We start from the raw sequence: 20161 nt of genomic DNA, 5'->3' as shown, positions 1-20161 counted from the left end.
ATAACATACACAACGTTTACTCTTGAGTATATTTAATATTTAGTACTTCATTCAGTTTAAGACCTGTTGCTTGAGCAATCTGCTCAGGAGTAAGTACTTTCATTACAAGAAAGTTTCTGGCAATTTCCCGGGCTTTTTCATTTTTACCTTCTTCACGGCGGTTTCTGTCGTATTCTTCCTGGTCAAATTCTGTAAGGGTCATGTTCAGTATCTCTATTTTCTGGTGCAGAAAGAGACCGCTCTGAAATAAATCCCCAGGAGCGGTGCCTTCAAAAAAAACATCGTTTTCTTATTTTATAGTTTTTTCAATCTCCAGAACTTCTTCCAAGCTGAGCCCGCAGCCTTGAGCAATCTGCTCAGGAGTAAGGACTTTCATCACAAGAAAGTTTCTTGCATTTTCCCGGGCTTTTTCATTTTTACCTTCTTCACGACCTTCCTCTCGGCGGTTTCTGTCGTATTCTTCCTGGTCAAATTCTGTAAGGGTCATGTTCAGTATCTCCATTTTCTGCTGTAAAAAAAGACCGTCTAAAAGATTTTTTTTAATTGCAGAATCAACTGCTGCATTGACGGCTTCCTTTGTGGTCATGGTAAGCTTGTTCTTCCTTACTTCTTCCACGTACCAGGAATAATCATACAATGATTTACATTTTTTTTGAAGTTCATAATTATGGGACAGGTTAATGTTGTACATGCTTGCAGTCCATTCAAAGTCTCCTTTTTCTGTTTTACCTTCAAAGGAATCAGACAGCCTGAGTTTTACAAGATCAGGTGTATTTTTAGTTCCGTTGTAAAGAACTGCAAAGCGTGGAGCAGGAATCATAATTTTCTTTGTACCGTAGATATCCTTTTTTTCAAGGGCAAGGTGCCTCTGGTAAAGCTGGGCAAAATACATAAAACCTCTTAACGGCATATTAGGATTATAGCTGCTCTGCTGCTCATAAAGATTCATCTGGTCATCAATGACAAAGGAAATGTCGTTTTTCATGGTGACGTAGATAATGTTTTCAATGGTAGTAAGGGAAATGTCCCTTATGTCAGTATGGTTTGAATTGTTTAGGGCGTTGTAGAGGGAAAGCAGGCGCTTCATGCTGTCTTCCGTTCCGCTGCCGAAAATAAACTTAAAGAGCCTGTCCTTATACTGCCTCTGTACCGGGTGCAGTTCAGTAAATGTATCCGATGTTTCTGTCATTTTATTTCCTCTTTTTCTGATATGTGCAGAAAATCCCTGCATATATATATTTGCATTGATTTTCATAAATTCACACAAATGGAGGGAAAAAAGGGGCTGTCCAATAAGTATGAGTCATTGCCGTGCTCGACACGGCAATCTCTTATATTGTAATTAAATAGATTTTCGGGTCGGAGCCCGAAAATGACATTTTTTGAACTTATTGGGCATCCCCATTACCGTTCTTTTTGACTTGTTCCATACTTCTGTTCCAGGAAGCGATAAATTCAAACTTTTCTGAAATTCTTCGTACTTTTATTTTAAGAAAAACGGGGTGAAAATTATCACAACCAGTCGGAAAGTTTTTTTAAGATTTTAACTTTCTGGAAAAATTTGGAGGAATTTATGAATCGTTTTATGAAGGGAATAGCTCTTACGCTTATGGCGGGTGCAGCTGTCGGAATGATTGCCTGTACGGATAATTTCAATGTTGATGATTCACAGGAAATTGCAGCTGTTTCTCGTTCTGTTTATGCAGGTACAAATGGGAGTGTTTCCGTTACGGAAATGAACAATGGAAATCTTACTGTTTCTTATAATGCGGGAAGTCAGAAAAATTTTGTTCGCCTTTATGTCAGTGAAGGTAATGGGACCGGTCTTGTTCTTGCAAATCAGGATATGAACTACAGTAACGGTGTATATACCTACAGCTTAAATCATCCTACCTTCACGGATGATTCAGAGATTTATGTAGGTGTTCTTGTAAATGACGGCGGTGTAGAAAAAATGGTTCCTCAGGGAAGTCTCTCAGATTCAACTTCATGGACGAGAATTACTTACGGTGTAGAAACCGGTTCAGGCAGTTCAGAAGCAGAATTCTCAAGTTCAGATAAATATACCATCGTTGCAAAATGTTCCGGAAAGGGACTTGATGTTGCAGAATGGTCAGAAACTCACGGAACAAACATCCAGCAGTGGGGACTGGGAGATAATCAGGCTAATCAGCAGTGGATACTTGAAAATGCAGGCGACGGCTACTATGCAATTGTATCCGTTCACTCAGGGTATTGTCTTGATGTAGCAGACTGGGGTACAGAAGACGGTGTAAACGTTCTTCAGTGGGATAATAACAAGACTGCAAATCAGCTCTGGAAATTTGAAAGTCAGGAAAACGGTTATTATAAAATAACAAACAAACATTCAGGCAAGGTTCTTGATGTTTCTGCAGCTTCTACAGAAGACGGTGCAAATGTTCAGCAGTGGACATGGAACGGAACGGATGCACAGCTCTGGGCAGTTTCAAAAGCAGGAACTTCATCTGATTCCGAAGATTCTGATAACGGAACGGGAACAAATCCTGACATCGGATTGTCTGGAACACTTGCAGTAACAGAATCTGAAGCTGCAGCAGCTTATTCTTCACTTGCAGCTCCAAAAGACAGCGGATATGTTTCATTTACATTTGAAAATGTTACAAACGGAAAATTCAAGAATAATGAAATCTTTATCGTAGTTCTTTATCAGAGAAATGACGGTATTTATTACTGGGGACGTCCGGATGGAACTTACAAGGCTGTCGGTGCTAATGAATACTGTGACAATTATTCTTATACGATAGAAGATAACAATGGAATTAATGGATGCAGAGTATTTAATATTCCAAAAAATACAAACGGTGCACGTATCTTCTATTCTTACGGTTCAAAGATGAGCATTCATGGTCCTGAAAACGGAGTTGGTGTTGTATTCCCGTCGATAGCTAATACTAATGATCCTGACTACAACAAATATTATGACTGGCTCGAATATACAATCCGTGATGACGGTGTAACATGGGTAAATACAACACAGGTAGACCAGTTTGGATTCCCGGCTCTTATTACAGCTTACGCATCAAACGGCTCAGTTCGTTCAAACGGAGACGGACTGTTTACACAGACTGGTGTAACAGCTTCCCGTGATGAAGTTTATGCAGCTTATAAAAACTACATGGCAGCAAAAGGTGTTTCAGGAGATTTTGACTGTCTTGCAGAAGAATACCGTATTGTATGTCCTGGAAAATCAAGCAAGTTCAACAAAAATTATTTGGACGAATATATTAATGAAGTATGGAATTACTGGACAACACACAGTACAACTGTAAGACATGCTCAGGGTAAGTTCACTCTTACAAGCGATGGAACAAATCTGAAGTTTTACTGCACAGAATCTTATAATCCTGCAATGTGCTCCGTTGGCGAAACTTACTATGTATACGGCAAGCCGACAACAGAACAGGCTTTTGAAGGATCCGGTTGTCTTGCAACAGATACAAAGGGTAACGGTATGGAACCTGCACTTCAGGCATGGGTATGTGCAGCTCTTAACCGCCATGTAGCAACAAGTAGTGATGATCCTGCATGGGGATTTACAAGTGCACCGGCACCTGCAAATTACAATGCAGCTTATTATCAGGGTGGTGCTGCAAACTATTATTCCGGATTCTGGCACAGCATCAGTACCAACAACGGTCTTGCATACGGCTTCTGCTATGATGACGTACATGAACAGTCTTCAACAACAGTTGTAATTGACTGCCAGAAGATCTGGGTAAGACTTGGTTTCTAATCATTTTGATTGAATCTTTACTATAGAAGAAAGGCCGCAACGTTGAGTCGCGGCCTTTCTTTTTTATCCGGGTATTAAAAATCTGTAAAACAGCGGTATCAGGATTTTAAGCGCCGGCGGCACCTGATTCGACGTATTAATTCTGAATGATTAAAATTATCAGTCTCTGCTGAATATGTCCCTGGTGTAAATTTTTTCCTGACAGTCAGACAGTTCCTGTGACATTCTGTTTGCAAGAATTATGTCACATTCTTTTTTAAAGGAATTAAGATCATGTTCAACATGGAATTTCTCAAATGAATCTTCCTTCAGTGTCGGTTCATAAATGATTACGTTTACACCTTCACCCCGGAGAAGTTTCATTACATCCTGAATTGAACTTTGCCTGAAGTTGTCGCTGTTAGCTTTCATTGTCAGACGGAAAACTCCGACTGTAGAAGGTTTCCTGCTCAAGATGTGATGTGCAATATATTCCTTGCGGGTTCTGTTCGAATCAACGATAGCTGTCATAAGGTTCTGCGGAATATTGGCATAATTTGCAAGAAGCTGTTTGGTATCTTTTGGAAGACAGTATCCTCCGTATCCGAAACTTGGATTGTTGTATCCGTCTCCGATACGCGGGTCAAGACAAACTCCGTTTATTATTGCAGCCGTATTAAGATCATGTGTTTCTGCATAAGTATCAAGTTCATTGAAATAACTTACGCGGAGAGCCAGGTATGTGTTTGCAAAAAGTTTTATGGCTTCTGCTTCAGTAGTTTGTGTAAAGAGGGTAGGAATATCTTTTTTTATAGCACCATTCTTTAGAAGTCCTGCAAAAATTTCAGCCTTTTCTTTTAATTCAGGTGTGTCTTTAAGGTTTCCTACAACAATTCTTGAAGGATAAAGGTTGTCATAAAGTGCATGACCTTCCCTTAAGAATTCCGGAGCAAAGAGAATGTTTTTAAGATTAAACTGTTTACTTATTGATTCCGTGTAGCCTACAGGAATTGTTGATTTAATTACGATTACTGCCGACGGGGAATATTTCTGTACAAGCTGAATTACAGCTTCTACGCTTGAAGTATCAAAATAATTTTTTGCCGGATCGTAATTAGTCGGAGTAGAAATTATTACAAAGTCTGCTCCGGTATAAGCTTTTTCTGCATCAGTCGTAGCGGTTAAATTTAATTTTTTTGAAGTGAGATATTCTTCAATTTCTTTATCCCGTATAGGGGATTTTTTTGAATTAATGAGATCAACTTTTGACTGAATGACATCAACAGCAAAAACTTCGTTATGCTGGGCTAATAAAACTGAAAGGGAGAGGCCTACATAGCCTGTTCCTGCAACTGCGATTTTCATAGTTCCTTTATTGTAACAGAATACGGATTTTTTTGCTACTTGATGATAAAGTTGTGTTTATGGCAAAATAAATTCAGATTGAAAAAAAATTGACAAGTCTAATTTTATTTTTTCCTCCATAAATTCTTACAACTTGAAAGGTGAGTTTTTCTTTCAATCAATTAAAGGAAATTAGAAGAATGAAGAAAAGATTTACCGAAGGACAGATTGCAAAAAATAATTCAGAAATACAAAGGAGAAAATCGTGTATCTGAAATCGCTCTGAAAGCCGTTTGTTCTTGAGTAATACAGCTTACATCCCCAGCCTCTTTTTCCATGCAGTTAAGCTGTACCCAGCCGGTAAGTCTTTTTTATATGCCTTTATTGTTTTTGCATGGAATAAAATCTTTATGCAGCTGCAAGGCAAAATCAATGGCAGTTTGATATAAATAAATGATTGCTTTTTTTGCTTATAGAATTCATTCAGCTGCCGAAGCTGCGTATTCAGTTTTTCACCGTCTGTATTTAAAATGAAGTCCGGTCCCTGCAAAAAATCCCTGAAAGCCTTCATTAAGAAAGGAAAGGCTTTTCTTTTTTTAAGGGCTTTCAGTGTAAGGTGCATTACAAAAACTGTCACTGTTTTAATTATAAGTAATTTTCTGCAGAACATTGCATTTGTAATAAGCCTGTTTCTGATTAAATAATAGTGAAGGTACGGAGAGTCTTTTCCTGTGAATTCCTGATGCCATACAGAAATTCCATTCAGGAAGATAAACTTATTTTTGAAATTCCTTATTCCGTATTCTATGTCATCAAGTTTTATAAAAAAAGGAACCGGAAGATTATTTTCATCAAGTTTGCTCAGAGGATAACAGCAGAACCACCAGGCATTAAAGTCTGCTTTTTTTTCTCTGGTATTTAGAATAATATTTTTTTCGCTGCTTAAATCCAGAGAGTTTCCGAAAGAAGATATTGTCAGAAAATTATATTTGGCTCCGTTTTCATATTGAATGCAGGGACTGTTAAGGTTAAGCATAGCTCCGCCAATAGCATTGTCTTTGTATTCTGTTTTCAGAAGTGATAAAAAAGAACTGATTTTTTCAAAAAGTTCCGGCATAAAATTTATGTCATCGTCCATTAAAATTATGTGAGAAAATTTGTTATCTTTAGATAAAGTATGGTTAAGTTTATGTACTTCTATCATTCCTCTGGTAAAACCACCGGAACCGCCAAGATTTTTATTAGGAATGATTTTTATCTGCTCATTATTTATAAGTTCTGAATTAATTGTATTTCCATTGTCTATAATGAATACAGACATTTTTTTTTGATTCAGTATTTTTAATTTTGAAAGCTTTTCTGCATTTTTATAAACAAAGTTTTCACGTTTGAATGTACAGATTACTGCTGCCAGTTTTACAGAATCAGGTTTTACTTTTTCCGATGTACAATACCATGCAGCATTGTCTATTATTTCTTCATAATTTTTTTTGTCTGATTTATTGTCTGAAATATAAACCGGGTAGAGAAGGCCTCCCTTTAGTTTTTCCAGATTTACATTAAAGCTAACCTGAGAATTTTTGTTTATTTTTTTTATATCTAAAACTTCTTTTTTTAATTTATTCCTTTTAATATATGAATGAATTAATTCAACAGTACCGGATTCTTTCAGCGTCATGCATAATTGTATCTGATTAATATCTGTGTATTTTTTATAGGCATCTATGCTAAAACTGTTAAAGTAAGTTCCAAATGAAATTTCCTTATCTTCTTCCCTTAAAAACAATGGTATTGAATTTTCAGGTGCATTATCGGGAGAAGAAAATGAAAAGAGTTTTATGCCTGAAGTTGTTTCCATACTTTTTATCCGATCATTTTACTGTAAGTTTCACAGACTTCATTTATATCACCGAAAGCTTTCATTTTGCCTTTTTCAAGAACCATTGCTTTGTTACAGACAGCTTTGACTGTATTAATTGAATGTGAGACAAATAAAACTGTTACGCCTGAATCAAACATTGACTGTATTTTTGTAAGACATTTTTTCTGAAATTTTGCGTCTCCTACACTTAGAACTTCATCAAGAATAAGAATGTCCGGCTGAACGATTGTACATATTGCAAAACCGAGCCTGCTTCTCATTCCGCTGGAATAATTTTTTAATGGTACGTCTATAAATTCATTCAGCTCACTGAAATCTACGATTTCATTATATTTCTCTTCAAGAAATTTTTTACTGTAACCTAATATTGCTCCATAAAGAAAAATATTTTCCCGTCCTGTGTACTCAGGATCAAAACCGGCTCCAAGTTCAAGAAGGGGAGCAACAATTCCGTTAACATTAACTTCTCCGGAACTTGGTTTATATACTTGAGCAATTATTTTAAGAAGGGTACTTTTTCCGGCTCCGTTCATTCCTAAGATTCCCAGACGGTCACCTTTGTGAAGTTCAAAACTGATGTCGTTTAATGCATTAAATTCATGATATTTTAACTTACCCTGAACCAGTTTGATGAAATAATCTTTCATCGTTGTAATTTTTTCTTTACCGAGATTAAATTTTATACTTACGTTTTTTACGCTGACTGTAACGTCGTTATTATCTGTTTTTTCCATGCCTGTAAAATCCTAAAGATGAAGTATGAATTTATCTTTGTTTGCCTTAAAGAAAAGAAGACCTGCTGTATTTGTTCCGATTCCCCATATAAGGGCTGTCAGACAGTATTTTATATTAAAGGCCTGTGCAAAGAAAGCGTCCCTTCCCAATTGAATTGTGCTGAAAAGAGGATTCATTTTTAATATGAAGGAATATTTACTTTCTAAAATGGCCTCCGGATAATAAAAAATCGCACTCATGTACATTATGAGTAAAAGTGCAACGCTCCACAGATAAACGATGTCGTCAAAAAAAACATTCAGGCAGGCAAGTATCAGGCCAATACCAAAAGTGAAGAAAAGTGTCAGCAGTATGGCAGGAATGAACTGGAGAAGATGCCAGGTCGGTATAATTCCGCAGTATATATCTACCGGTATGAGGACTAGAAGCGAAATTCCAGTAATGACATAATTGTAAATAATTGTAGAAACAGGATATATAAGTTTTGGAATGTAAACTTTTTTCATCATTCCGGCATTACTCTTGAAACTCGTCATTGTGGCGTTTGTTCCGGCACTGAAAAATGAATACATCAGGCGTCCGATTATTACATACATCGGATAATTTGGATTTTCATCCTTAAAAAGTGTTCCGAAAACAATGACAAGAACCGTTGTAGTAAGCAAAGGTTCAATAAGGGACCATAAAATTCCAAGATAGGAACGCCGGTATTTAAGCTTAATTCCTTTTTTTACCAGTTCTGTCAGCAGGAATTTGTATGATGCAAGGCTTTTTTTATTCATAGCATTCATTCTAACACAAAAAAAAATTTATATCACCGGCTGCCACTTATATAAATATTTTGTAAAAAAAATAACAAATTGTTGTAAAATAGTTTGTTTTTTTCGTTTTACGATGTAGAATGTGAGTATGTATGCAGATGGATCAGATAATGTTTATAAAGACGGCCTTGTCTCAATAATCATGCCGTGTTACAACGGAAGTCCTTTTTTGTCTGAAACAATATCTTCAGTTTTGGCTCAGACTTATCAGGATTGGGAACTTCTAGTTGTGGATGACGGATCAACAGATTTTTCTCTTAATATTGTAAAGGCGTACATGGCTAATGATGACCGGATAACTTATTTAACTCAGGAAAATTCCGGTTCTGCATCATCCAGAAATATGGCCATTAAAGTTTCTTCAGGCAGGTACATTGCTTTTCTTGATGCTGATGACATATGGCATCCTGATTATCTTAAGACAATGCTTTCTAAAATTCAGGAAGATAACTGCATAACACATGCCGTTTTTTATTCGGGCTACAGGAGAATGAATGCAGACTGTTCAAATCCGCTGCTTTCTGATTTTTCATGTTCTGGAGAACGCGATTATAAGAAGTTATTGAGGCATTGTCCTATATTTCCTTCGGCAGCAATTGTGGACAGGTTCCGTGTCAGAAAAAATGTTTTTTTCAGGGAATCTTTAATGAGTCTTCGGGACGATTATGTTTTCTTTCTTGATATCTTGAAGCAGGGACTTAAGTGCATAGGTTTTGATGATATTCTTGTGGACTACAGGATGAGAAGTGATTCAATTACCGGCGGTTCAAAAAGAAGAATGATTCGTCCTCAGTGGAATGTTTATCATAAAGTCCTTCATCTGAATGTATTTAAAAGTGCCTGGTATTTATGTACCTGGGCGTTAAATGGAATGATGAAATACCGCAGAAAACCATTGCTTGTAACATCCTGATTATTTCTTTAAAATAAAGCAAATGCTTTTTTATCTTGCCTTCAGGAATATCATCTCAAGAAAATCTTCTCTCGTTATTGTCAGTTTTATTGCACTGACAGTCATGCTGTTTTCTTTTGTAAATGCAGTTTTTGACAGCACTGAAAACGGAGTACAGGAAACATTCTGTTCCAGTTTTACCGGAGATTTGATTATCAGACCTGAGAGTGATGTTCCGTTAAGTCTCTTCGGTGATGAAACTCCGGTAACGGGTATGCTTACAAAAATAAAAAATATAATTCCATTTAATGAAGTTTACGAAACAGTAAAAAATAATCCGTATATAAATAAAACTGTTCCTCAGGTTTCCTGTACAGCCGCACTGGAAAATGGAAAAATAAGAATACCAGCCTGTCTGTTCGGAGTAAAATGCAGTGAGTATCTGTATGTAATGGATTCTATAGAAATTACGGAAGGAACTGTTTTTGATTCCGTAGATGGAGGCTGTCTGCTGCAGAAAGATACTGCAGAAAAACTGAAGGTATCCCCGGGAAGTACCATTCAGGCTGTAGTAGCCGACGGTATTTCTTTCAGAATCAGGAGTCTTACGGTTACAGGCATTTATGAATATACCCACGTTCATTCATCTTTGGAAAAAATCGTTATTGCGGATTTTAATGTTGTCCGCGAATTATCAGGACAGAACAGTTCCGGCATGCAGAATTATGAGTTCTCGCATGATATTGAATCAATTCTTTCTTCAGATCTGGATGATGAGAATTTTTTCTTTTCTGATGAAATGGACGCTTCTGAACTTTTTGTTGAAGAAACGGAAAATTCTTTTTCAGAAAATCCAATCTGGAATTTTATTGTCTGCCGTACAGAAAAAACTTCAGATGCAAAAAAGGCTGCTTCTGTTTTAAACTCGCAGTTTAAAAAATCAGGATGGCCGGCAGAAGCTGTTTTGTGGCGCCAGGCAGCAGGAAGTTCCGCTCTTTATATTTACTGGCTGCGTGTAATATTTAATGGAGGAATTTTTGTAATCCTCATAGCAGGATTTATCGTAATAAACAATACTCTTGTAATTCACATATTTGACAGAACTAAAGAAATCGGAACTTTAAGGGCAATAGGAGCGTCTTCTTTATTTGTAAGTGCTGAATGCTTTCTTGAAAATCTTATTCTCTCAATGACTGCCGCTGTTTTTGGAATTCTCTTTTCTTTTATTCTATGCAGTGCTGTAAGTTATGGAAAACTTACTTTTTCAAATTCTTTTTTGATTCAGCTTTTCGGATCAGAACCTTTAATGCTTAAGGTAACACCTGTTAATGCTGCAAGTGTTGTTGTTTTGTGTTTTGTTCTTGCTGTATTTGCATGGATCATTCCGGTAAAAAGTGCCCTTTCGGTTGAACCGGTAAAGGCAATTCAGGGGGCAAAATAAAATGAATGTATCTCTGAAGCTTTCTCTCCGTTCTTTTTTATATAGAAAAAAACAGTACCTGTCTCTTTTTCTTGTCTGTCTGTTTGGCTGCGGAATTTCTTTGTTTTTTCTTTTTGTGATGAACGGAATGATGGATTCCCTTAAAAACAAGGCACGCATCTATTATGGGGGTGACATTCAGATTATAGGTGGAAAGACGGAACTGAAGGTAAATAATTCAACTCCCTTTATAGAAAAAATAAAGAATGTTTTTCCTGAAAATGCGGTAATTGTTCAGCGTTTTGATTATGATGCGGCCAGGGCATCCTTTTATTTTGAAGGAAACAGCGCCAGACAGAGGGTTATAAAAGGCGTATATTTTGACCGGGAAAAAAAATTATTTTCCGGCATGAATTTCAGGTCAGGCAGTTCTTCTGATGCAGGCAAGGGAAAGATTCTTCTAAGCGTTCCCGTTGCAGCCATGCTGTGTGCTTCTGTGGGAGACAGGATTACTCTTACAGTCCCTTCATCCGGCGGAAGTGTAAGTACTGTCGATCTTACCGTCTGCGGTATTTTTGAAGATTCAAGCCTGTTTGGAATGTATACATCTTATATGGATATTGATGATCTGAGAAAAGTCGTCAGAATGCCGGAAGATTATGCAAACAGGATCTGCATTAATTTAGATTCGAAAAATATTTCCAGAAAAGATAAAGTGTCTTATTATAAAAAACTGTCTTCAGTGTTGAATATGTTCCCGATGCTTGATGATAAGCAGGATTTTTATGATGAGCTTTTAGGCGGAAAATTTAAAAAGGATACTTATGCAATGATTCCTCTTGAGGCAAATCTTCAGGATGTAAACTTTCTTATCATTGCAATGCATTCCGTTACTTTTTTTATCATCTTTATACTTATTGCCATAATTGTCATAGGAATCGGCAGTACATGGAAAATCCTCGTGATGAAACGCATCAATGAAATTGGAATTTATATGTCGCTGGGAATGAAAAAATTATCAATAATTTTTGTTCTTTTAATTGAAGCTTTAATACTGATTCTTTCAGGCTGTCTGTGCGGTACTTTTTTTTCTCTTGCAGGCTGCTATGTCATTTCAAGATTCAATTTTTCTTTTATTCCTGCGTTTGACATTTTTTTAACGGAAGGTTCAATAATACCTGTTTTTGATTTTTCTGCAGTATGTATCATTACTGCATTGATTTTGTTTTTTACTTTAGCGGCGGTTCTTTCTTCTATAAGGAAAACTATAAGAATCATGCCGTGTCAGGCACTTGCCGCAACAGAGTGATATATTCCGGGGAGTAATTATATTATGAAAAAAACTGGCATAATTTTATATTTCTTTTTATTTGCAGTAATGGCTTTGTCTGCAGCTGATTATGAAAAGCTTTTAAAGCAGGCGGAAGAAAACACTTCTTTTTATGATACTGATTTTAAGGCCGCCTATTCGGTTATTCAGGATAAGCCTGGAGAAGGCCGTAATGTTACGGAAGCAGTAATGTACCGTCGTGACAGTCAGAACTGCTGGACGATTCTTGTTAACGGGCCTGCATCAGAAAAAGGGAAGGGGTATCTTCAGTCAGATTCTACCATCTGGTTTTATGATCCTGCAGACAGGCGTTTTACATTTTCTTCAGCAAAAGATAAATTTCAGAATACAAATGCCAATACTTCAGATTTTGCACCTCAGCATTACAGTCGTGATTACAGAATAGTAAATACATCCTCAGTAAAACTTGGAAAATATTCCTGCATAGTTTTTGACCTTGAAGCAAAGGATGATACTGTGGATTATCCTGTTTTAAAGCTGTGGGTTTCAGAAGGGGATTCTCTGGTACGTAAAAAGGAAGATTACAGTCTTTCTGGAAAAAAACTTCGTACTACTCTGATTCCTTCCTATCAGAGTGTCGGGGCAGCTTCCGGTAATCGTAAAATTCCTGTAAGCATGATTATTCAGGATAATTTAAAAGGTAAAAAAATATCAGGTAAAATTGAATATGAAAAAACATTAATTTCCATCAGTAATATTTCTTTGCAGAAAGTTGATGATGCGGTATATACTAAGCCATATCTTGAAATGGCCGGCGGAAGGTAAAATTTTGAAAAAATTTTTTTTGTTTGTTTTGCTGTCAGCAGCAGCTGTTTCTTATGCACAGGATTTTATTGATGCGGAAATGGAAGAAGATCTGGATTCTGTTTTTGAAAATGCATCGGATGTAGATTCTCCTGTGATAAAAGAAACAGACAGGGATTCAGATGCACGTGCTTTTAATGGAATCGCTTTTTCCGGAAAACTTTCATCTTCTCTAGGTGGTGGTTTTATCCGTGAAAATTCTGAAAATGATTTTACCGGTTATTTTGATTTTAAGAACAATCTGTATGCAGATATAAAAGACAATAAAACTTATTCCGTGCACGCAGATGTTTTTCTTGAACTTCCTTCTGAAGAAAGCTCAAAAACAGTATCTGCCGCTGACATAATAAAATTACGGGAGTTTTATTTTAATTATCTTTTTGCTTCCAGAACTTACATAACTGCCGGTAAGAAAAAGTCTGTATGGGGATACCCGAGGCTTTTTGTTTCAGACGGAGGAGATTATTCCGGCAGAATCGATATTACCGGTAATGGTATTTCTTATGATTCAACAATGAATACAAATATTCTTTCTGATTCTCTGTATGGAACAACAGTTCAGATAAGGATTCCGGTATGGACAGGAACGATTTCCGGTCTCGCACTGTACAGGGGAAATTCTTCGGAACTTTCTATGGAAAATGTTTCCTGGGGATTTTCTGCAGAGTTTGTTTTATTTGATGCTTCGATAAATTTCTTCGGCAGAAAAAATCCCAATGAAAAGAGTTCTTCCGTGCAGTCCGGTCTTGTAAAATATTCGCCGCACTGTATCGGTGCAGAAATAAAACGATCTTTTTTTGGTTTTGATGTATATGCACAGGATATAATACGTTTCAAATCTGTAAAAAAACTTGCATCTTTCTGGAAGGAGGATGACGTTTTGGAAAGTTCTGTTGCTACAGCAGGTTTTTACAGAATGTTTAATGTAAGGGATTCTGTTTTAGGTTTTAATTTTGAGTATCAGTGTGAATCATTATTTAACTCTTCTGAATCACAGGATGATTTTATGCAGAGATTCTTTCTGGAAGCAGGTATAAAAAATCTAGGTAAGAGACATAACATTGCTTTAGGTTCTGACTGGTTTCATAATGCAGATGCTTCTTCCGGTTTTGTAAAGTTCGGAATAAATGCAGACAGTGTTTTTAAATATACGGACTGGCGAACGGGAATAAAAGCAGAATATGTTTCCAGTAAGGATGCTTTTCTCAACAAACTTACAATTGGTTCCTTTTTAAGGTTTACTTTTAATTACTGACAATTTTTCCGTCTTTTAAATTTATGACGTGATCTGCCATGGAAACTATTTTCTGGTCATGAGTAGAAAATATAAATGTAGTTTTTAATTCTTCATTAATCTTTTTCATAAGAGAAAGAATCTGGTCTCCGTTTTTACTGTCCAGGTTTGCCGTCGGTTCATCTGCCAGAATTACAGGAGCCTTCGTTACCAGTGCCCGGGCTATGGCTGTCCTCTGCCTCTGTCCTCCCGAAAGCTCAGAAGGCTTATGTTTTCTCCAGTCTGTAAGTCCAACAGTTTCAATTAAAAAATCAACCCATTCTTTTTTTTCTGAATCTTTCATCCCGGAAGCATTGGATTTTCCAAGGGAAAGGGGAAGCATTATGTTTTCTTCAACGTTAAGAACCGGTATAAGGTTGAAAGTCTGAAATATAAATCCTATTTTGTTGCGTCTGAGCTCTGTTAATTTTGACTCAAGTTTTAATGGAATCCTGGAGTTAAATGATATTCCTTCATAAATGTCTTCTCCGTCAAGAATTACTTTTCCTTCTGAAGGCAAATCTGTAAGTCCGATGATATTAAGGAGGGTAGATTTACCGGAACCGGAAGGACCTGACAAAGCTGCAAAACTTCCGCTTTTTATACTGAAACTTACATGCTCCGAAGCTTTTACCTGTACCTTATCCATCTGATAAATTTTAGAAACATCAATTAGTTCTACGGCAGTCTGATTCATTCTGTAATCCTTAAAGTATTTTTCCTTCAAAACGGTTAAGAACGTCTGCAATTACATCATCCATATCGTAATATTTGTATTGTGCAAGACGACCTCCGAATATTACACCGGTTTCCTTATCAGCGAGCTCTTTGTATTTTCTGTAAGTTTCAGAATTTTTTTCATCATTTACAGGATAAAAAGGTTCAGCCCCTTCAGTCCATTCAGAAGAATATTCTCTTGAAATAACAGTAATATTTTTTTTATACGCTTCGTTTTCCGGTTCGAAGTGTTTGTGTTCGATAATGCGGGTGTATGGAATGCTTTCTTCCGTATAGTTTATAACGGCATTTCCCTGATGGTTCTGTTCCTGAAGTTTTTCTGTTTCAAAGCGTACTGTTCTGTATTCAAGTTTTCCAAAACGGTATTCATAAAATTCATCAATGGCTCCTGTGAATACAATTTTATCTGCAAGGGATTCAAACTTTTTTCTGTCTGAAAAAAAATCCGTGCTAGTTTTAACTTCAATTCCTTCAAGCAAAGCATCAGTGATTTTATTGTATCCTCCGACAGGAATTCCCTGATACTTGTCATTAAAATAATTATTATCAAAGGTTAAACGTACCGGAAGTCTTTTTATTATGAATGCAGGAAGTTCAGTACATTTTCTTCCCCACTGTTTCTGCGTATATCCTTTTATCAGTTTTTCATAAATATCTTTTCCAACAAGCAGCAGGGCCTGTTCTTCAAGATTTGCAGGTTTTTGTCCCTTCAGCAGGGCAGCAGCCTGTGCTTTCTGTTCATCAATTTTTTTCTGAGCCTGTTCCGGAGTTGTTACTCCCCACATTTCATAAAATGTATTCATGTTAAAGGGAAGGTTGTAGAGTTTGCCTTCAAAGTTTGCCACCGGGCAGTTTGTGTAGCGGTTAAATTCAGCAAACTGAGTTACGAAATTCCATACCCTGGAACTGTCTGTATGAAAAATATGTGCACCATATTCATGAACATGAATTCCTTCAACATCCCGGCACCAGATATTGCCTCCTGTATGCTGGCGTTTATCTATTACAAGACATTTTTTTCCTGCTTTTTTTGCCAGATATGCGAAAGTTGCTCCAAAAAGACCTGAGCCGACTATAAGGTAATCATATTTTTCCATGACCTTATGTTACTCTTAAAGCTGTAAAAATACAATCAGCAGAATTTTTTTATGTCAATAACTTCTTATTGAAGCACATACGTTTTTAAATTATAATCATAAAAATAACAGTTTATTTTATTTTTGGAGTATTTATGAAGGGTATAATTCTAGCCGGAGGTTCAGGAACAAGACTTTATCCGATAACAAGAGCTGTCTCAAAACAGCTACTGCCGGTTTATGATAAGCCTATGATTTATTATCCCCTCAGTGTATTGATGCTTTCAGGTATCAGGGAAATACTGATTATTTCGACTCCAAGAGATACAAATTTGTTCAGGGAACTTTTTGGAGACGGCTCCAGAATCGGTATGTCTTTTCAGTATGCAGTGCAGGAAACTCCCCGCGGTCTGGCTGATGCTTTTATTGTCGGAAAAAAATTTATCGGAAACGATGATGTTGCCCTGGTATTAGGGGATAATATTTTTTACGGTCAGGGTTTTACTTCCAGCCTCAGCAATGCAGTTGAAAGACTTAAGAACGGTATGGGATCAACTATTTTCGGCTACTATGTAAAAAATCCAAGAGCTTACGGTGTTGTAGAATTTGATTCAGACGGAAAAGTTCTTGGAATTGAGGAAAAGCCTGAGGTTCCAAAATCAAATTATGCAGTACCGGGACTTTATTTTTATGATAATAATGTAATACAGATTGCAGAGAATGTTAAACCTTCTTTACGTGGAGAAATCGAAATAACATCCGTTAATAATGAATATTTAAAGAGAGGTCAGCTTTCTGTAGAAATTCTTGGACGCGGTCTTGCCTGGCTTGATACCGGAACTTATGACGGTCTTCAGGAAGCAGGAAATTTTGTTGCAACCATTCAGAAGCGTCAGGGAATGTATGTTGCCTGCATTGAAGAAATTGCATATCGCAACGGCTGGATAACCAGAGATAATCTTATAAATCTTTCTGAATCATATAAAACTGATTACGGTGAATATTTAAAATTTATTGCAGAGAACTTTTGATGCTTAATGTAAAAACACATCTCATTTCAGGATTACTCGAACTTCAGCCCCAGATTTTTAATGACGAAAGGGGCCTGCTTTTAGAAAGTTATAACATGAATGATTTTGAAAAGGCAGGAATAAAAGATGTTTTTGTTCAGGATAATCATTCTCTTTCCCAAAAAGGGGTAATACGGGGACTTCATTTTCAGAAAAAGCACAGTCAGGCAAAACTTGTAAGGGCTGTTACAGGTAAAATTTTTGACGTTGCAGTTGATCTGAGATGTTCCAGCCCCACATTTGGAAAATATTTTTCGGTGATTCTGGACAGCCGTAAACAGAACATGCTTTATATTCCTAAGGGATTTGCCCACGGTTCTCTTGCGATGGAAGATAATTCCATCCTTTCTTATAAATGCAGTGATTTTTACTGCAGTCAGTCTGAAGGGGGAGTCATCTGGAATGATGTCCTGCTTTCGATAGACTGGCCTCTTGAAACAGTTTTTTCTGAAAATGAATCTCCCGTGCTGAGCAGAAAGGACTGCATGCATCCGGCATTTAATCCGGAACAGCTTTATTTTGATATTAACGGAAACTGGATTGGAGAATAAATATGAGTAGGAAATTAAAAAACGTACTTGTTACAGGCGGAGCAGGATTTATTGGATCTAATTTTATAAACTATCTTCTTGGTTTAAGTGCAACCGGTTCAAAAGAATTTATGGATTCAGGTTTTACAGGACGAATCATTAATGTTGACTGTCTGACTTATGCCGGAAACCCTGATAATCTTTCAATGGCTGTAAAGCAGAAGGACCGCTATATTTTTGAAAAGGCAGATATCTGTGACAGAAAGGAAATGGAACGTATTTTCAAACAGTATGATATAGATACTGTTGTTCACTTTGCCGCAGAAAGCCATGTTGACCGTTCAATTCTCGGACCGGAAGCTTTTATCAGAACTAATGTAACCGGAACTTTTACACTCCTTGATGTTGCCAGAAAATACTGGAATGTTTCTCTTGATAATAAACGGGATGATGTTATTTTTCATCATATTTCTACAGATGAAGTTTATGGTTCCCTTGGTCCTGACGGATATTTTACAGAGACAACTCCTTATGATCCCCGTTCTCCATATTCCAGTTCAAAAGCTTCTTCTGACCATATAGCAATGGCTTATTATCATACTTATGGAATGCCTCTGACACTTTCAAACTGTACAAATAATTACGGACCGTATCAGTTTCCGGAAAAGCTTCTTCCCCTGATGATTTCAAATATTCGCGACGGAAAAAATCTTCCTGTTTATGGCGAGGGTAAAAACATAAGGGACTGGATTTACGTAGAAGATCACAATCGTGCTGTATGGCAGATTCTTAATAACGGAAGGTACGGAGAAAAATATAATATCGGTGGAGAAAATGAATGGCAGAACATTAAGCTGCTGAATAAACTTATCGATTTAACGGCCCCCCTTACCGGAAAGAATGCTGAAGAGGTAAGAAAATCCATTGTGTATGTAAAGGACAGGCCCGGACATGATGCCCGTTATGCCATTGACTGTTCTAAGATAAAAAAGGAACTGGGGTGGCAGCGGAAGATGACTTTTGAACAGGGACTTGAACTGACTGTAAAATGGTATCTTGAACATCGTGAATGGATGGACCGGATTTTAAGCGGTGAATATAAAAACTGGATTTCAGAAAATTATAGTGGAAGATAAAAATGAATAAGATTATAAAACGCAGCGTTAAATTTACTGTTTTTATTTTAATACTTGCTGTCCTTGTTTATTGTACGGCTCTTATTTTACGTGATGATGCCCATTCATATTCAAGGGTTATGATGCATGAGCTTTACAATCAGGACCACATTGATTATGTAGTCTGCGGTGCAAGTCACGTTTCCCATGGCCTTGATCCTAAGCTTGTAGAACAGTTCTGGGGTAAGTCCCTTTATAATACCGGTACTCCGTCACAGCATATTGACGGCAGTTATGCCATGCTGAGGCAGGTACTTGATTTATATAAAGTTGAAAAAGTTTTTCTTGATATTGATAACGGAATTGCAGCCTCAACGCCATTTCTTCAGAGAAAAGGTTTTAAGTCCGAATACATTGTTTCTACATACCTGAGAGATCCAAAAATAAAACTGGATTTCTATAAAAATATGTCTTCTCCGGAGTATTATCTTAATTCAATTCTTCCCCTGGGAAAAGACAAACTTATTACTCTTGATCCTGTCATTCTTTTTGATAAAGCAAAACAGATTCTTAACGGAAAGTATTTTAATTATGAATATAGCGGATGGAATATGTATAAGATAAATGACGATTCCATTTATAAAGGCTGTGTTTATGAAGATACCTTTATAGAAGAGGGTTCTTTTCATGAAACGGCTAATGTACCTATTGTAATGGAAAATGTAAGGACCGGAGACTGGGCTGCTACAATTGATAAAATAATTGCTCTCTGTAAAGAAAAGAATGTTGAGCTTATTTTCTTTTCTGCCCCATGTTCAGATTTTTATCTGAAAGGCAAGGGCAACTATGATGAATATTATGAATACGCCAGCTCTTTCTTAAAAGAAAGGGGATATGATTATTACGATTTCAATCTTATAAGAGAAAATATTCTTTCTTTTGCTGATATTGAATTCAGGGATTCCAATCATCTTAACCACACTGGAATTAAAAAGTTTACGAAGGTTTTCTGTGATTTTTTTGACGGTAAATATGATGGAATGGAAGTTTTCTATAATTCCCATGAAGAAAAAATAAATTCTATGGAACCAAGAATTTTCGGAGTAGATGCTTCCATTGATAATCTTAAGCAGAATCTTATCCTTTATCCTGTTACAAATAATATTCCTTCAGAAAGAATAACTTTTGATGTTTCTGCCGTTACAGGAGGAAAGACCGTTCAACTTGCAGAAAAAACTTCCCGTACAAAAATACCGCTGCCTCCTGCATCTTCCGGTGTTGTTAAAGTTCAGGCATATCTTGACGGCAGCCCTTCAAACAGCTTCAGTTTAAAATATCTTTCATTCTAGGATTGTA

Annotated in this window: 18 protein-coding genes; 10 read left to right on the top strand and 8 right to left on the bottom strand. The window is 36.7% G+C overall.

Annotated features, from left to right (window positions below; translation table 11 throughout):
• Positions 1 to 16: 16 nt before the first annotated feature.
• Together HNP77_RS03835 and HNP77_RS03830 are read right to left on the bottom strand one after the other, a co-directional pair.
• Positions 17 to 202, bottom strand: coding sequence for a hypothetical protein (locus tag HNP77_RS03835; RefSeq protein ID WP_184651827.1), 186 nt, complete (start codon positions 200 to 202; stop codon positions 17 to 19).
• A gap of 87 nt (positions 203 to 289) precedes the next feature.
• Positions 290 to 1189 (bottom strand): hypothetical protein, encoded by a 900-nt coding sequence (locus tag HNP77_RS03830; protein ID WP_184651826.1) that lies wholly within the window; start codon positions 1187 to 1189, stop codon positions 290 to 292.
• Positions 1190 to 1573: 384 nt separating this feature from the next.
• On the opposite strand from HNP77_RS03830, the gene HNP77_RS03825 reads away from it, so the two are divergent.
• A complete protein-coding gene (locus HNP77_RS03825; RefSeq protein WP_184651825.1) occupies positions 1574 to 3775 on the top strand; it encodes a beta-1,3-glucanase family protein in 2202 nt (733 codons plus the stop codon).
• A gap of 159 nt (positions 3776 to 3934) precedes the next feature.
• Here HNP77_RS03825 and HNP77_RS03820 read toward each other — a convergent pair whose 3' ends face one another.
• From HNP77_RS03820 to HNP77_RS03805, 4 genes are all read right to left on the bottom strand, one after another.
• A complete protein-coding gene (locus HNP77_RS03820) occupies positions 3935 to 5119 on the bottom strand; it encodes a nucleotide sugar dehydrogenase (protein WP_184651824.1) in 1185 nt (394 codons plus the stop codon).
• Positions 5120 to 5411: 292 nt separating this feature from the next.
• Positions 5412 to 6956, bottom strand: a complete 1545-nt coding sequence (locus tag HNP77_RS03815; RefSeq protein ID WP_184651823.1) for a glycosyltransferase family protein — start codon at positions 6954 to 6956, stop codon at positions 5412 to 5414.
• Between the two features lie 5 nt (positions 6957 to 6961).
• Entirely contained in the window at positions 6962 to 7714 is a 753-nt protein-coding gene (locus HNP77_RS03810; protein ID WP_184651822.1) for an ABC transporter ATP-binding protein, read from the bottom strand.
• 12 nt (positions 7715 to 7726) lie between these two features.
• A complete protein-coding gene (locus HNP77_RS03805) occupies positions 7727 to 8497 on the bottom strand; it encodes an ABC transporter permease (RefSeq protein ID WP_184651821.1) in 771 nt (256 codons plus the stop codon).
• Between the two features lie 127 nt (positions 8498 to 8624).
• Between HNP77_RS03805 and HNP77_RS03800 the strand changes: the two genes are divergently transcribed.
• From HNP77_RS03800 to HNP77_RS03780, 5 genes are read left to right on the top strand one after another with little or no spacing between them, the layout of a single operon-like run.
• Positions 8625 to 9449, top strand: a complete 825-nt coding sequence (locus HNP77_RS03800) for a glycosyltransferase family 2 protein (protein WP_184651820.1) — start codon at positions 8625 to 8627, stop codon at positions 9447 to 9449.
• A 22-nt stretch (positions 9450 to 9471) separates the two neighbouring features.
• Complete coding sequence (locus HNP77_RS03795) at positions 9472 to 10869, top strand: ABC transporter permease (protein WP_184651819.1); 1398 nt, start codon at positions 9472 to 9474, stop codon at positions 10867 to 10869.
• Between the two features lies 1 nt (position 10870).
• Complete coding sequence (locus tag HNP77_RS03790; RefSeq protein WP_184651818.1) at positions 10871 to 12157, top strand: ABC transporter permease; 1287 nt, start codon at positions 10871 to 10873, stop codon at positions 12155 to 12157.
• A gap of 24 nt (positions 12158 to 12181) precedes the next feature.
• Entirely contained in the window at positions 12182 to 12964 is a 783-nt protein-coding gene (locus HNP77_RS03785; RefSeq protein ID WP_184651817.1) for an outer membrane lipoprotein-sorting protein, read from the top strand.
• Positions 12965 to 12968: 4 nt separating this feature from the next.
• Complete coding sequence (locus tag HNP77_RS03780; RefSeq protein ID WP_184651816.1) at positions 12969 to 14258, top strand: hypothetical protein; 1290 nt, start codon at positions 12969 to 12971, stop codon at positions 14256 to 14258.
• Here HNP77_RS03780 and HNP77_RS03775 read toward each other — a convergent pair.
• Both HNP77_RS03775 and glf read right to left on the bottom strand, forming a co-directional pair.
• A complete protein-coding gene (locus tag HNP77_RS03775; protein ID WP_184651815.1) occupies positions 14248 to 14973 on the bottom strand; it encodes an ABC transporter ATP-binding protein in 726 nt (241 codons plus the stop codon). The two genes, HNP77_RS03780 and HNP77_RS03775, sit on opposite strands and share 11 nt — an antisense overlap.
• 10 nt (positions 14974 to 14983) lie before the next feature.
• Complete coding sequence (gene glf, locus HNP77_RS03770) at positions 14984 to 16111, bottom strand: UDP-galactopyranose mutase (protein ID WP_184651814.1); 1128 nt, start codon at positions 16109 to 16111, stop codon at positions 14984 to 14986.
• A gap of 134 nt (positions 16112 to 16245) precedes the next feature.
• Between glf and rfbA the strand changes: the two genes are divergently transcribed.
• From rfbA to HNP77_RS03750, 4 genes are read left to right on the top strand one after another with little or no spacing between them, the layout of a single operon-like run.
• Positions 16246 to 17121, top strand: coding sequence for a glucose-1-phosphate thymidylyltransferase RfbA (rfbA, locus tag HNP77_RS03765; protein WP_184651813.1), 876 nt, complete (start codon positions 16246 to 16248; stop codon positions 17119 to 17121).
• Entirely contained in the window at positions 17121 to 17711 is a 591-nt protein-coding gene (gene rfbC, locus HNP77_RS03760) for a dTDP-4-dehydrorhamnose 3,5-epimerase (protein WP_184651812.1), read from the top strand. The genes rfbA and rfbC overlap by 1 nt, the downstream gene beginning before the upstream one ends.
• 2 nt (positions 17712 to 17713) lie before the next feature.
• The gene (gene rfbB, locus HNP77_RS03755) at positions 17714 to 18826 is read left to right on the top strand and encodes a dTDP-glucose 4,6-dehydratase (RefSeq protein WP_184651811.1); all 1113 of its coding nucleotides are present in this window, start codon (positions 17714 to 17716) and stop codon (positions 18824 to 18826) included.
• Positions 18827 to 18828: 2 nt separating this feature from the next.
• Entirely contained in the window at positions 18829 to 20154 is a 1326-nt protein-coding gene (locus tag HNP77_RS03750) for a hypothetical protein (protein ID WP_184651810.1), read from the top strand.
• Positions 20155 to 20161: the final 7 nt, after the last annotated feature.

The sequence above is a fragment of the Treponema rectale genome (genome assembly GCF_014202035.1).
GTDB lineage: Bacteria > Spirochaetota > Spirochaetia > Treponematales > Treponemataceae > Treponema_D > Treponema_D rectale.
Note: the sequence above shows the minus strand (reverse complement) of the source record. Positions and strands in the feature narration are given on the sequence as shown.